Raw genomic sequence first — 13,242 nt, forward strand, 5'->3', positions numbered from 1 at the left:
CCGCATCCGTGAGCAGTTCCGCCTGTCCCTGGGCAGCGATGGCAGACCCCGCATGACCGAAGAACTGAAGGAGCTTGGCTTTGATATCGGGCACCGCCGTGCTGGCCGCCTGATGCGTGAGAACCGCATTGCGGTGAAAAGAAACAGGAAGTTCAAAGCCACGGCCGGCAGCAATCACAGCTTCAACATCGCGCCGAATCTTTTGAACCGGGACTTCTGTGCTGACCTCCCGAACCAGAAACGGGCGGGCGGTACCGGCTGCGTCCGGACACAAGAGGGATGGCTGTATCTGGCTGTCATCCTGGACCTGCATTCCAGGCGGGTTATCGGTTGGGCTGTCAGCAACCGAAGGAAGCGCGGCCTGGCGATCCGGGCGTTGAACATGGCGATTGCTTTGCGCGGGCCGTCGAAGGGCTGCATCCATCACACGGATCGCGGCAGCCAATACTGTTCGCACGACTACCAAAAGATCCTGCGCCGGCATGGGTTCAAGGTGCCGATGAGCGGGACTGGAAATTGCTACGATAACGCGGCGGTCGAAACCTTCTTCAAGACCCTCAAGGCGGAGCTGCTCTGGCAGCGATCCTGGGAAACGCGCAGGGACGCCGGGATGGCCATCTTCGAATACATAAACGGCTTCTGCAATCCGCGCCGGCGGCACTCAGCACTGGGCTGGAAAAGCCCCTTGGCCTACGAAAGAAAAGCCGCTTAAGTGAGAAATTGGAGCGGCATCAAACCGCGACACGTCCAGATCGGCGCTGTAGCCCCGTTGGAGGCAGGCGAGTGTCCCCGCGCCGGTGCTTTCCTGCTCGATCACGAACTGTACGCAAATCTCGGCACCGGGACGGAACCCGGCCGCGCGGATCGCGTCAATGGCGAACAAACCTGCAACCAGCCCTGATTTCATATCGCCCGCGGCGCTGCAATACATCCAGCCGCTGTCAATCACCGGCTCAATGGGCGGGCGAGTCCACATCTCCTCCGGACCTGCGGGCACGGTATCGACATGGCCATTGATGATCAGCGACCGGCCTACCGGGGACTCGCATGGCAAAACGCCTACGGTATTGAATGCCTGATCCAGGTCGCGGGTCAGAGGGGAATAGCCGGGATGATCCCGTATCTCTTCATCGGAAATGCGCCAGTGATCCACCTCGTAGCCGATCGCGGCCAGCCGGTCGGCCATGCAGTCCTGCACGCCCCGCTCGTTGCCGCGGGTGGAGGCAAATTTCACCAGATCGGAAGTAAAGGCCAGCTGTGCCTCAAAGCCGTCATCGACGGCAGCGCATAGCCTTTCCTTGATTCCGGTATCGAGCATGGCTGGTCCCATCAGTTTTGGTGCAACGTGAAGATTTGGTGATTTGGCGATGCTAATCCAGGCCGCCCGGCAAGGCAGCTACCCCATTGGGGGTAGCGCCGGCGCGACGAACACAGCAGGGACTATCGGGTCTGGACTGCAACTGCATCCCGGCCTCAAAGGCGCGAACGGCAACCTTTCCGGATGCGTCACACCCGCCAGCTCCCCCTCTTGGCAGGCCGCCAGTCCCACTGATGGGGGACTACCGGGAAGCTGCCCTGACAGGGATCATGCGGGTATTTCGCCAAGTTTTACAGGAGCGTTCGATGACAGGCTACTCGGTGGACGGAACGCGGCTTTGGTCCCGTTTGATGGACATGGCCGAAATCGGAGCAACAGCGAACGGCGGCTCGCACCGGCTTGCACTCAGCCAGGATGACGAGGACGGGCGCGAGCTGTTTCTGGCATGGTGCGAGAACCGCGGCTTCACAGCGGTCTTCGACAGGATCGGCAATCTGTTCGTCCGCCGCGCGGGCCGGACCCCTGCAGCGCCTCCGGTTGTTATCGGCAGCCACTTGGACACGCAGCCCTCGGGTGGCCGGTTCGACGGGGTACTGGGGGTGCTGGCCGGACTGGAAGTTCTGGAAACGCTTGAAGATCTTGAACTTGCAACAGAGGCGCCGGTGGAGGTCGCCGTGTGGACCAATGAGGAGGGCGCCCGGTTTCAGCCCGCAATGATGGGCTCGGGCGTTCATTGCGGCGTGCATTCACTTGCCGAGACCCTGGCGCTTACCGACGCATCGGGCATTCCGGTTGCGCAAGAACTCGAAAGATTTGGTTACGATAGCGGTGTGGAGCCGGGCAGCCGCGCAATCGGCAGCTATCTGGAACTGCATATCGAACAGGGGCCGGTCCTTGAGCAGGAGAAAAAGACTATCGGGGTGGTCACCGGCGGGCAGGCGATCCGCTGGTATACCCTGACAATGACCGGCGAAGAGACCCACGCGGGACCGATGCCCATGGCAATGCGCCGCGACCCAGTGCGGCAGCTGGCAGCGGTGACGGAACTAGTTTACCGGATTGGCCTGGAGGATCCGGATGCCCGCGCGACTATCGGGGTGATCGAAACGCAGCCCGGCTCCTTCAATGTGATGCCGGGGCAGGTCCGCTTATCGGTTGATATGCGCCACCCCGATGAGGCCGTGCTGGGGCATATGCATGGCACCTTGGCCGAGGGCATTGCTCAGTTGAATGCCGAAGCCGAGGGTGTGGACATTAACCTTGAGCAGACTTGGCACTCACCTGTGGTCACATTTGATACGCAACTGATTGAGGCGGTGCGGACCAGTGCCGCGGCGCGGGGCTATGCCGCCCGGGACATGGTCTCCGGCGCCGGACATGACGCATTCCATCTGGCCAAGGTCGTGCCTGCAACGATGGTTTTTGTGCCCTGCCGCGATGGCATCAGCCATAACGAGCGGGAATACACGGCGCCGGAGCATGTCCGCGCCGGTGCGAATGTGCTGCTGGATGTTGCGCTGCAGGCAGCGGGTGTGCAGGCGCCGGCGGGGGCCACGGCATGAGGGTCACTATTGCCAATTGGGACCCGCGGCCGGAGGCAAGGGCGGCACAAACGGAAGCGCTGGCGGCCCATGCCGCGGCAGAGCGGAGCGATCTTGTGCTGCTGCCGGAAATGCCGCTGAGCCTTTGGCTGGCCATCAGCCCGGAACGTGACGCGGCGTTGTGGCAGCAGTCTGTTTCTGACCACGAGAGCAGCCTGGATGAGCTTGGAAAGCAACTGGGAACGGGTTTGGCGGGATCGCGCCCGGTTCTGAATGCAACTGACCAGCCCAGAAACCGCGCCTTCCTATGGCGGGAAAACCGGATTGCTGCCGAGCCGCATGAGAAAGCGGCGCTGCCGGAGGAAGACGGCTATTGGGAGAGCCGATGGTATGGAGCGGGTGAGCAGCAAACGGCGCCGCTGGATTGGAACGGAGTGCGTTTCGGTTTTGCCATCTGCACCGAGCTTTGGGACTGGGCGCATGCCTGCCGCCTGTCGCAGGCGGGGGCGGAAGTGCTTCTGGTGCCGCGCGCGACGCCGGATGTGGGCAGCGATATCTGGATCTCCGGCGCCAGTGCCTTGGCGGTGCGGAGCGGCTGTTATGTCCTGTCGTCGAATTTCGCGTATCCGGCGGCGGACGGTTTTGCCTTTGAGGGGCTGTCCGTGGCGGTAGATCCGGACGGGGAGGTTCTCGCAGTAACCAGCGAGGAGCAGCCATTTGCCACGGTCTCTGTCAGCGCCAGTGCGGCGCGGGATGCCAAGGCCACTTATCCCCGGTATGTATTTGACAAAAAGTAAAAACAGGAAGGTGTGCAATGAAACATCTTTGTGCGGTTGCGGCGGGATTGGCCGGATTTGCAGGTGGTGCGGCATGGGCGGAGACTCTGGTTCTGACCAATGCCGTCATCTACACGGTGGATGAGGAGCGCAGCTGGGCTGAGGCGCTTGCCATTGATGAAACCGGCGTCATTGCCGCCGTTGGCAGCGAGGCCGAAGTGCTGGCTGCCGCAGGTAAAGATGCGGAGATCGTGAACCTTGGCGGCCGCATGGTGCTGCCTGGGTTTCAGGACATCCACCTGCATGCGGTGGAGGCCGGTGTGAATGCGGTCCTTTGCCCGTTTGAACCCTTTGATACTCTTGCGGGTTACAAGGCCACGGTGCGGGGCTGCGCTGAAAACGGCGATACTGGCGCGTGGGTGCTGGGGGCCGGTGTGAATATGGTCAACCTGCTGGACTTGCACGGGAACCCGGTTGAGGTGCTCGACGAAATCTCGCCGGACCAACCGGTGATGATCCTCGATGACATCGGCCACGGCGCCTGGGCCAATTCGCCGGCGCTGCAGGCTGCGGGATACGGCACGGCAGAGAATGCTGCCAATGGCAATATCATCCTGCGCGGTCCCGGCGGGCAACCCAACGGGGTGGTGCTTGAAAACGCACCGCGCAACCTGCGCACGCTTGCTTTCCCGCCCACCCGGGATAATCTGGAGTTCGCCTACGGCAGCCTGCTGAACGCGGCAGCGGAACTGAATGCCAACGGCATCACCTCTGTCAGCGATGCGGGCGGTTACTGGCCCCAGGGTCATCACCAGGTCTGGGACTGGGCAGAGCAAGCCGGCGAACTGACCCTTCGGGCTTCGAACGCCTTCTACATCTACCCTGACCGCCCGCTCGAGGAGCAGCTTTCCGAACTCAAAGCCCTCTACCACAATGACCCGGACCGGCTGGTGCGCTTCAACGTCGCCAAGATCTATGTTGATGGCATCCTGAGCCAGGCGACAGGCGCCTTGCTGAAGCCCTATGAGGCCGGGCTGGATCTGCCGGAAGGAGAGGAATACGGCTATCTGTACTTTGAGAAGGAGGCGTTGATGCGGGCCGCGCGGGAACTGTCGGCGGCGGGCTTCCAGCTGCATTTCCACGTGACAGGCGACTATGGCGCCCGTCTTGCGCTGGACGCGATTGCCCAGGCCGCGCCGGAGGCCGGGCCGCACCGGCTGACCCACCTCTATCTTGTCGATCCCGAGGATTACCCCCGGTTTTCCGAGCTTGGCGCCATTGCCGACCTGCAGCTGGCGCCAAGTGCTGTCAGCAAGGATTACGAGGCCTTCATGGCGGAGTTCATTGGCGATCGCACTGATTTTCTGCTGCCTGCAGAAGCGCTGCTGGAGGCGGGGGCGACCGTAACGCTGTCGAGCGACTGGGATGCGGATGAGCTGAACCCGCTGATCAAGATCGAAACCGCAGTCAGCCGGGAACGCAATGGCTTGCCGGATGTCGCTACCGCCATAGAGGCGATGACCATCAACCCGGCTGTGGCTCTGCGCCACGATGACCGGACCGGGTCCCTTGAGCCGGGCAAATTCGCGGACCTTGTGGTGTTGAACGAAAACATCCTGGAAATCCCGCTGGATAGCATCAGCGGCGTTGCCGTCGAGGCGACTCTGCTGCAGGGCGAGGCGGTTTTTGATGACGCAGGGCTGTTTTCAGAATGAAATTAGAGCTGCTCGCTCACTGGCCTGTCGAGGTAAGTGAGCGGGTCGCCAGTCGCATTGGCTGGTGCCCGGGTCAACGCTTCAAGGAACAGCGAGAACAGCTCCCCCTGCGAGGTGATGCCCAGCTTGTTGTGGATACGCTTGCGGTGAACCTTGACCGTTTCCGGACTGTTGCCCAGCTCGCGGGCAATAGACTTCGAGGAATGCCCTTTCAGGATCAGCTGCACGATCTCAGCCTCGCGCCCGCTCAGCACTGAGCTGGCAAAGCGCTCAAAGGATTTTTTCAGATGCAGCCCCATGCGCCCGCTGCCGACCAGTGAATCCGGATCCAGTGCGGGCCAGTGGCGGCGGCAGAGTGCTGCGATACAAGGCAGCAGCGCGGCAAGTGCAGCCCGTTGATCCGCGCCAAGCTGAAAGCCTTCTTCCCTGCTGCCCAGCGAAATCACCACAGCGGCACCATTCTGAAATGCGACGAACAGGCTGGTTTCGTCAAACAGGCCGGTGCTTGCATAAAAGGTCTGGTAGTACTCGGACGCCATGAAATCGTCGGGTGCACATTCGCCAAGCGTGACCACTTGGTCCCCGATCCCCTGCTGGAAAAGATTGTAGAAGGGGTCGAGGAAGCAGGCAAAATCCAAGTAAGGCTTGATTGTCGCGGCGCTGTATTCATCTGACAGGTTGTCGAACAGCTCCACCGGCGGATGGTCCGGGAAAAAGGCCACGGCAAAGGTGCTGTCATATCCCGATGCCGATTGGCACAGGTCTGCGAGCGTGGTCAGGAACCCCTCTTGCCCGACAAGCTCTATGGCCCGGGCGAGGCCGTCCAAGCCGTCTGATGCTCCGGTTCTGCTGATGTCTTGCATGTTTACTGCGTCAAACATTGAATCTCCCCTTTTTCATGGCAAATCGCTCTGGCCTTCTTTTTGCCTAGGCCGGCTGCTGCTGTGTCATGCAATGGATGCCGCCTCCGGCATGGCGGATCCCCTTCACGTCAACTTGCAGGACTTCGTGACCGGGGAATGCCTTGGCAAAGGTTTCCCGCGCGGAAGCATCTGTGGGCGTGCCGAACGAGGGGATCACCACGCCGCCGTTTGCGATATAGGCATTCACATAAGACAGTGCCGTAGTGTCCGTCTCAGGCTCGATCATATAGGCCTCGTCGATCAGCCCGATCTCGATTTCCCGGCCATCGGCATCGGTCTGTCCGCGCAGGGCCTTGAGGTTCTCCTCGCAGACTTTGTGGCGCGGGCTGGTCGGGTCCGGGTTGCGTTCGAACAGCAGCTTGCCCGGTGCGGTGAAGGTCAGCATGCCGTCGATGTGGCCGTCGGTGATCCACTCTTCCTCGTCGCCCGGCAGCCAGATGACCTTGCGGGCGCCAATGGCACGGAACAGTTCAGCCTCCACATCCGCCTTGGTCATGCCCGGATTGCGGTTGGGGTTTAGAAAGCAGGTCTCGGTGGTGATGACGGTGCCGCGGCCGTCCACATGCAAGCCGCCCCCCTCGCCGGTGAGAGGAGACTGAAACAGCGGCAGGTTAAGGTGGCGCAAAAGCGCGGCACCGATGACTGCATCATGTTCGTAGTCCGGAAACTTCCCGCCCCAGCAGTTGAAAATCAGGTTGGAGCCGATGGTCTGCCCCTTGCCATCCGTCACAAAAAGCGGGCCGGTGTCGCGGAACCAGTGATCGTTCTGCTTCAGCGGCACGACATCGACCTGAGGCGGCAGCAGGCTGCGGGCGCGGGCTGTGTGATCGGGATGCGCGGCCACCCGCACTTGCTCGAAACAAGAAATCGCAGCGGCAATCCGCACGAAGTTCTCCTGCGCAGCCACCAGGCCGCTGCCCCAATTGTCCGTGTGGCCGTCCCAGGGCCAGGCCATCCAGCAGGCGGCATGGGGGGCGGTTTCGATCGGCATGACAAAGCCCAGTTCACCGGGGCTCTTGCCGCTGGAAAGGGCTGCAATCAGGTCTGTTGAGGTCTGAGAAGTCATGCCGCGGGCTCCTGCTGGGTGATGCAGTGAATGCCGCCGCCGCCAATGGCGATGGCAGAGATCGGCACTTGCGCCACACTGCGGCCGGGCAAGAGTTCTTCGAAGGTTTCGCGCACTAGCCCGTCCTCGCGGATCCCGTATTCAGGCATCACCACGCCGCCGTTGCAGATGTAGGAATTGACGTAGGAGCGGCAGAACCGCGGATCGTCCGAGACCGCGCTGGCAGCGTCCGGGATCTTTACCAGCGTGATGCCGCGGCCCTTGGCGTCGGTCTGGCCCTCCATCGCAGTGATGTTGGCCGCATTGATGCTGTGCCAGTCATGATCCGCGGGGCCTTCCGCCTCGATCAGCACCACGCCCGGCGCAACGAAGGTTGCGATGCCGTCGACATGGCCGTCGGTTTCGGTTTCCTCCGCATTGCCAGGCAGCCAGATCACCTTGTCGCCGCCAAGCATGGCCTTCAGCTCCTGCTCGATGCGTTCACGGGTCCAGCCGGGATTGCGGTTGGCATTGGGAAAACAGCTGTCCGTGGTCAGGATGGTGCCCTCGCCATCGACAGAGACCCCGCCGCCTTCGGCGATGAGGCCGGAGTGGAAGATTGGTACATCGGCGGCATTCAAAATCGCGTCAGCCGCAGCATCATCCCCGTCAAACGGCTGGTATTTACCGCCCCAGGCATTGAACCCAAAAGACACGCCGGCCCGTCCGCCCTTTCCATTGGTCAGAAAGCAGGGCCCGGCATCCCGCGCCCAGCTGTCGTCAATCGGGCTGGTGAGGATTTCTATGTCAGACCCCAGCATTGATTTTGCGGGTGCCGCGTCCTCAGGGCGGACCAGCATGGTCAGCGGCTCGAATGCGCGGATGGCATGAGCGACGGCGGCATAGTTCCGGCGGGTCTCTTCCATGTCCGGCCAGAAGCCTTCGCGCGTCGGCCACATCATCCAGGTGCGCAGATGCGGCGCCCATTCGGCGGGCATCCGGAAGCCTGCGGATTTCGGGATTTGCTGTTCGGGCATGAAAGGCTCCATCGTGCAGGAATTGTTGTTCTGCAGTTTAGGTGTGAGTATATGTAATGGACAAACGGGTAATTCTTGCCATAACGATGAGATATTTTAATGAATAACCCTTATCGCCCCTTGCCTCCGTTAGGCGCCCTGATCGGGTTCGAAGCGGCGGCCCGGCTGGGCAGCTTCTCGCTCGCGGCTGAAGAACTGAACATGACGCAATCGGCGGTGTCGCATCAGATCCGGACCCTGGAAACGCATCTGCAGCAGCCGCTCTTCCTGCGCATCAGCCGCCGGGTGGAACTGACAGACGCCGGCCGCGACCTGCTGGTCTCGGCACAGGACGCGCTGGAGACGGTGCGGCTTGGCGTGCGGCGGCTTGATGCCTATTCGAAACCCGGGTCTGTTGTTATCCACATGCCGCCGGCCTTCGGCGCGCTCTGGTTCGCACCCAGGCTCGTGCAGTTCCGCGGCCGCCATCCCGAGGTCGACCCGTGGCTTTACACCGGTGGCCATGACGTCGATCTCACCGAGTCCGAATTTGACATCACGGTGACGGCCGCTCCGCCTGCGGGCGAAGGCTTTATCACCGCCCCATTTCTGATGGAGGAGCGCGTACCGCTTGCAAGCTCCGGCCTGGCCGCAGAGTTTCAGAACTGCCTGAGCGTGGCCCCCCTGATCCATGACGAACACCCCGACGACTGGCAGAGCTGGTTCCTGGCGGCGGGGGTGGAGCGGTCGGACTGTTCGAAAGGGTTGAATTTCTCCGATACCGCGCTGGCGGTTGATGCGGCCGCACGCGGGCTGGGGATGTGCCTCTGCGACCGGGTGCTGGTGCAGCCGCTGGTCAGCGAGGGCAGACTGCAAGTGCTGAGCCGGGTTTCCTTGCACAGCGGCAGCCAGTATCATCTGGTGACGCTGGAGCGTAACCTTCAACGGGCCGCGGTTCGTTCGCTGTGGGACTGGATGCTGGCGGAAACCAGCGATAGCTAAACGCAGGCCGCCGCGGGGGATCGTGCCGGTGTGGCAGCCTCCTCCGGGAAGAAACAAGCCGCTTGCCGCCCGCCCGGCAGTGTTTCAAGCCGGGGCATTTCGGTCCGGCAGCGGGCCGGGCAGCCCTTCTGTTCATAGAGCCAGCAACGGGTATGAAACGGGCAGCCGCTGGGAATGGCGGCGTGTGAGGGAACATCGCCGGACAGGACGATCGGTGCGGCTTGCGCACGGTTCCTGGCCTTGACCCGCGGTGCCGCCGACAGCAAAGACGTCGTATAGGGATGCGCAGGGGCGGCGGTCATCTCTTTCGCAGGGCCGATCTCGACGATCCGGCCCAGGTACATGACCGCGATACGCTGGCACAGGTGCCGCACCACCGACAGGTCGTGGCTGATAAAGAGCATGGCCATGTTCTGCTCGGCGCGCAGGTCGTCCAGCAAGTTCAAAATCTGGGCCTGCACCGAAACATCCAGCGCGCTGACAGGTTCGTCGGCAATGATCACCGGCGGATTATTGGCAATGGCCCGGGCAATGGCAATGCGCTGGCGCTGCCCGCCGCTGAAATGCTGGGGATAGCGCGCAGCATGGTCCGGGCTCAGCCCCACGCGCTGCAGCAGGGACCGGACCCGGGGTGCAATCCCGGCGCGGGAGGCGGTTCTTTGGATCGTGAAGGGTTCGGACAGGGTCTGCCCAATGGTTTTCCTCGGGTGCAGCGATGCATAAGGGTCCTGAAACACCATCTGCACCAGGCGCGCCAGACTGCGGCGGCCAGCCGCGCGCGCAGGACCGGCGTGCTGTCCCTTGATACAGATACTGCCCGCGGATGTCTCCGTCAGCCCGACGATGGCCTTGCCAAGAGTGGTTTTGCCGCTGCCGGATTCTCCGATCAGCCCCATAACCTCGCCCTGCCGGATATCCAGGGAAATACCGCTGAGCGCCTTGAAGGTTGCTGGCTTTTCGAAAAGCCCCCGGTTTGCGGGTGCGCGGAATTCGACAGAAAGGTCCCTGATTTCAAGGGCGGGATGTGAACTCTGGCTCATGCGGTTTCCTTTGCCAGCGGAGGAGTGGCGTGCAGCAGGCAAGTGACCCGGTGCGCCTGCTGCGGCGTTGCAACGAGCTGCGGCTTGACCGAGGCACAGCTATCAATTGCTGCCGGGCAGCGGTCGTGAAAAACGCAGCCCGAAGGGCGCTGCCAGATCGCCGGCGGGGAGCCCGCAATAGGCGCCAGCCGGCCGCAATCTCCGTCCATCGACGGATGCGCCCCCAACAGACCCCGGGTATACGGATGCTGTGGGTTTTCGAGAACTTCCTGAGTCGGCCCGTGCTCCACATCGCGCCCGGAATACAGCACAATCACCTCGTCGCTCATCCCGGCGACCACCCCCAGATCGTGGGTGATCAGCACCAGTGCCATGTTCAGATCGCGCGAGAGCTTTTTCAACAGTTGCAGGATTTGCGCCTGGATTGTCAGGTCAAGCGCGGTGGTTGGCTCATCGGCGATCAGCAGCTTTGGCTCGAACACGATGGCCATCGCGATCATGACGCGCTGGCGCTGGCCGCCGCTCAGCTGATGCGGATAGCGGTGCATCATACCTTCGGGATCCGGCATGCCCACGCGTGCCAGCGCCTCAACGGCCTTGCCCCGGGCGTTGGTATTAGTCAGGCGCCGGTGTGCCTGCAGGCATTCCACGATCTGATCGCCGATCCGCATCACCGGGTTCAGGCTGCTCATCGGGTCCTGGAAGATCATCGCGATGCCGGTGCCTTGCAGCTTGCGGAACTCCGCGGGCCGCATCTGTGCCAGATCGGCGCCATCGAACAGGATCTGCCCGGAGACCCGCAAAGGCCCATCTGTCAGCAGCCCCATGATGGCCATGGCCGCGGTGCTTTTCCCGGAGCCGCTTTCGCCGACAATGCCGAGGCATTTGCCGCGTTCAAGACGCAGCGATAGCTGCTCGATGATTGTTGCGGTGCTGCTGCCTGCTGTGAGGCTTACAGTTAAGTCTGTCACATCCAAAAGTGCCATGGCTGACGCAAGGTCCTTTCCTGCAGCGGCCTTTCCTCATGCGGAGGGGAGCCGGCTCTGTTGCAGATAACTATAGCCCATCCGCCTCCGGTGGCTGTGCCCCTTAGGTGGTATCGACAGAAACCGCGCTAATTTGGGAGTTTAGAGGCAAGGAAACGGTAAGCGGTTCGCTGAATGGCCGAGGCGCAGATTTCCTGGAAAAATAGGGAGCTGAACATGACCCATTCGCGAAAACGCCCGCATACTCCGCAATTTCAACTGCCGCGCCGGTCCTTCCTGGCGGGCAGCTGCGCCTTTGCCGCGATGGCGGCGGCGCCGGGTCCGGCGGCCTGGGCGGCGGGTGCTGCCACGCCTCCCGGCCTGGGTGCCCGCGATCCCAAAACCCTGGTGGTTCTAGTGGATGCTACGGTCGAAAACCTCGACCCGGCCACCAATATCGAATGGGCCTTCGGTCTGCGCCCGGTCTATGAAACGCTGACCGTGCTGGACGGCGCCAACACGCTCAAGGCGGCACCAGCACTGGCCACATCCTGGGAAGCCAGCGAAGACGCAAGCAGCTGGACTTTCACCCTGGCGGAAGGGGTGGTATTCCATGACGGCACCCCCTGCGATGCCGCGGCGGTGAAAAAGGCGGTCACACGCCTGGTGCTGCACCCCGCCGGGCTGGCCGGGACCTGGCAGCTGGAGGATCCGGAAAGCCAGATCGTTGTTGTGGACGCAAAGACCATCCGCTTTGACCTGGGCGAGCCGCGCCCGTTCTTCGACCGTCAGGTGTCCTCGCAATACGGGTTCTGGATCGCCAGCCCGGCAGCGGCCGAGGCGCATTCCAAGGGCGATGACGACATGGGCTCCGAATACCTGCAGGCCAATCCGGTGGGCTCTGGGCCTTACCGGCTGGCAAGCCTCAATCCGGGCCAGGATGCTACCTTTGCCGCCAATGCTGATTTCCGGGGCGGCTGGGACCATCCGCATTTTGACCGGGTGATCACCAAGACCATTCCGGTCTCCGCCACCCGCCGCCAGCTGCTGGAAACCGGCGAGGCCGATATGACCCTGGCGATGGAGCCGGAGGACATGGTGGTCCTGCGCGACGACCCGCGGTTCTCCCTAAGCGATACCCCGACCTTCACGGTGCAATATGTGGCCTTTGCCACCGACGGGAAACTGGCCGACCGGCGCGCGCGCCAGGCGCTCTGCCACGCCTTTGACCATGACACCTATATCGAGGAAGTGGCGCTTGGCACCGCGGACAAGCCCACCTCGGTCTTCCCCTCGCTGATGCAGGGCATGGACGGCAAGGACCGGCTGCTGCCGTTTGACCTGGACAAGGCCCGCGCGCTGCTGGCTGAGGCCGGGATCGCAGCAGGCACCGAGCTGACGATGGCCTATTACTCCGGCTTCGGCGACATCGAAGGCCAGCTGCTGCAGGCCTGGCTGTCGGAGATCGGGATCAGCCTCAAACTTCAGGAAATGTCCTTCTCCGCGTATCTCGACGTGTTCTTCGGCGAAGGCACCGCCGAGGAGCGCCCCGATCTGTTCTATTTCTCCTGGTGGCCTAATGTGGACCATCCCTACAGCTTTGCCTGGGGCCTGTTCAGCGGCGATGCGGCCACATTCGACGGCAACACCGGGCGCTATGCCAATGCCGAGGCGACGGCGCTGATCGACGCTCTGCGCAACCAGGTGATGGATGAGGAGATGACGGCCAAGTTCCAGCGCCTTGCCGGCATCCTGACCAACGAAGACCCGGCCTGGCTACCGATCCTGCAGGAGCGGTCGCAGTTTGTATCGCGCAGCGATATCGCCGGGCTGGAGAACAATCCGATCTATGTGGCGACGCTTGATATGTACAACCTGTCGCGCAAGTCTTGAGGGGTGTC

Annotated in this window: 12 protein-coding genes; 6 read left to right on the forward strand and 6 right to left on the reverse strand. The window is 62.5% G+C overall.

The features are described 5' to 3' along the window. On the forward strand, positions 1–712 hold a 712-nt coding region (locus A2I95_RS17955), incomplete at its 5' end, for an IS3 family transposase (protein ID WP_291731782.1). On the opposite strand, the gene A2I95_RS17960 is transcribed toward A2I95_RS17955, so the two are convergent. After that, positions 662–1,318, reverse strand: coding sequence for a M20/M25/M40 family metallo-hydrolase (locus tag A2I95_RS17960; RefSeq protein ID WP_291731784.1), 657 nt, complete (start codon positions 1,316–1,318; stop codon positions 662–664). The genes A2I95_RS17955 and A2I95_RS17960 overlap by 51 nt on opposite strands. Before the next feature lie 305 nt (positions 1,319–1,623). Here A2I95_RS17960 and A2I95_RS17965 point away from each other — a divergent pair, with 305 nt between their 5' ends. From A2I95_RS17965 to A2I95_RS17975, 3 genes are read left to right on the forward strand one after another with little or no spacing between them, the layout of a single operon-like run. Then, on the forward strand, positions 1,624–2,880 hold the full coding sequence (locus A2I95_RS17965) for a Zn-dependent hydrolase (protein ID WP_291731786.1): 1,257 nt from the start codon (positions 1,624–1,626) through the stop codon (positions 2,878–2,880). Beyond that, positions 2,877–3,656 (forward strand): carbon-nitrogen hydrolase family protein, encoded by a 780-nt coding sequence (locus A2I95_RS17970; RefSeq protein ID WP_291731788.1) that lies wholly within the window; start codon positions 2,877–2,879, stop codon positions 3,654–3,656. The genes A2I95_RS17965 and A2I95_RS17970 overlap by 4 nt, the downstream gene beginning before the upstream one ends. Before the next feature lie 17 nt (positions 3,657–3,673). Further along, on the forward strand, positions 3,674–5,350 hold the full coding sequence (locus A2I95_RS17975; RefSeq protein ID WP_291731792.1) for an amidohydrolase: 1,677 nt from the start codon (positions 3,674–3,676) through the stop codon (positions 5,348–5,350). A gap of 2 nt (positions 5,351–5,352) precedes the next feature. On the opposite strand, the gene A2I95_RS17980 is transcribed toward A2I95_RS17975, so the two are convergent. From A2I95_RS17980 to A2I95_RS17990, 3 genes are read right to left on the reverse strand one after another with little or no spacing between them, the layout of a single operon-like run. Then, entirely contained in the window at positions 5,353–6,231 is an 879-nt protein-coding gene (locus tag A2I95_RS17980) for a LuxR family transcriptional regulator (protein WP_291731795.1), read from the reverse strand. A 46-nt stretch (positions 6,232–6,277) separates the two neighbouring features. Further along, positions 6,278–7,339: an agmatine/peptidylarginine deiminase gene (locus tag A2I95_RS17985; RefSeq protein WP_291731797.1), complete on the reverse strand. Its 1,062-nt coding sequence runs from the start codon at positions 7,337–7,339 to the stop codon at positions 6,278–6,280. Further along, entirely contained in the window at positions 7,336–8,355 is a 1,020-nt protein-coding gene (locus A2I95_RS17990) for an agmatine/peptidylarginine deiminase (protein ID WP_291731799.1), read from the reverse strand. The genes A2I95_RS17985 and A2I95_RS17990 overlap by 4 nt, the downstream gene beginning before the upstream one ends. Positions 8,356–8,454: 99 nt before the next feature. On the opposite strand from A2I95_RS17990, the gene A2I95_RS17995 reads away from it, so the two are divergent. After that, positions 8,455–9,336 (forward strand): LysR substrate-binding domain-containing protein, encoded by an 882-nt coding sequence (locus A2I95_RS17995; protein WP_291731800.1) that lies wholly within the window; start codon positions 8,455–8,457, stop codon positions 9,334–9,336. Here the strand turns inward: A2I95_RS17995 and A2I95_RS18000 are convergent. Both A2I95_RS18000 and A2I95_RS18005 read right to left on the reverse strand, forming a co-directional pair. Continuing rightward, positions 9,333–10,376: an ABC transporter ATP-binding protein gene (locus A2I95_RS18000; RefSeq protein ID WP_291731802.1), complete on the reverse strand. Its 1,044-nt coding sequence runs from the start codon at positions 10,374–10,376 to the stop codon at positions 9,333–9,335. The two genes, A2I95_RS17995 and A2I95_RS18000, sit on opposite strands and share 4 nt — an antisense overlap. Continuing rightward, positions 10,373–11,362, reverse strand: a complete 990-nt coding sequence (locus A2I95_RS18005; protein WP_291731804.1) for an ABC transporter ATP-binding protein — start codon at positions 11,360–11,362, stop codon at positions 10,373–10,375. Before A2I95_RS18005 ends, A2I95_RS18000 begins: the two co-directional genes overlap by 4 nt. Positions 11,363–11,578: 216 nt before the next feature. Between A2I95_RS18005 and A2I95_RS18010 the strand changes: the two genes are divergently transcribed. After that, complete coding sequence (locus A2I95_RS18010) at positions 11,579–13,234, forward strand: ABC transporter substrate-binding protein (protein WP_291731806.1); 1,656 nt, start codon at positions 11,579–11,581, stop codon at positions 13,232–13,234. Positions 13,235–13,242: the final 8 nt, after the last annotated feature.

It is taken from the genome of Leisingera sp. F5 (assembly GCF_001593695.1).

What these genes read in the sequence shown, in the direction of transcription:
- A2I95_RS17985 (WP_291731797.1), bottom strand. Translation starts at nt 7,339, where the DNA reads ATGACTTCTCAGACCTCAACAGACCTGATTGCAGCCCTTTCCAGCGGC.
- A2I95_RS18005 (WP_291731804.1), bottom strand. Translation starts at nt 11,362, where the DNA reads ATGGCACTTTTGGATGTGACAGACTTAACTGTAAGCCTCACAGCAGGC.
- A2I95_RS17975 (WP_291731792.1), top strand. Translation starts at nt 3,674, where the DNA reads ATGAAACATCTTTGTGCGGTTGCGGCGGGATTGGCCGGATTTGCAGGT.
- A2I95_RS17965 (WP_291731786.1), top strand. Translation starts at nt 1,624, where the DNA reads ATGACAGGCTACTCGGTGGACGGAACGCGGCTTTGGTCCCGTTTGATG.
- A2I95_RS17960 (WP_291731784.1), bottom strand. Translation starts at nt 1,318, where the DNA reads ATGCTCGATACCGGAATCAAGGAAAGGCTATGCGCTGCCGTCGATGAC.
- A2I95_RS17970 (WP_291731788.1), top strand. Translation starts at nt 2,877, where the DNA reads ATGAGGGTCACTATTGCCAATTGGGACCCGCGGCCGGAGGCAAGGGCG.
- A2I95_RS18010 (WP_291731806.1), top strand. Translation starts at nt 11,579, where the DNA reads ATGACCCATTCGCGAAAACGCCCGCATACTCCGCAATTTCAACTGCCG.
- A2I95_RS17980 (WP_291731795.1), bottom strand. Translation starts at nt 6,231, where the DNA reads ATGTTTGACGCAGTAAACATGCAAGACATCAGCAGAACCGGAGCATCA.
- A2I95_RS17995 (WP_291731800.1), top strand. Translation starts at nt 8,455, where the DNA reads ATGAATAACCCTTATCGCCCCTTGCCTCCGTTAGGCGCCCTGATCGGG.
- A2I95_RS18000 (WP_291731802.1), bottom strand. Translation starts at nt 10,376, where the DNA reads ATGAGCCAGAGTTCACATCCCGCCCTTGAAATCAGGGACCTTTCTGTC.
- A2I95_RS17990 (WP_291731799.1), bottom strand. Translation starts at nt 8,355, where the DNA reads ATGCCCGAACAGCAAATCCCGAAATCCGCAGGCTTCCGGATGCCCGCC.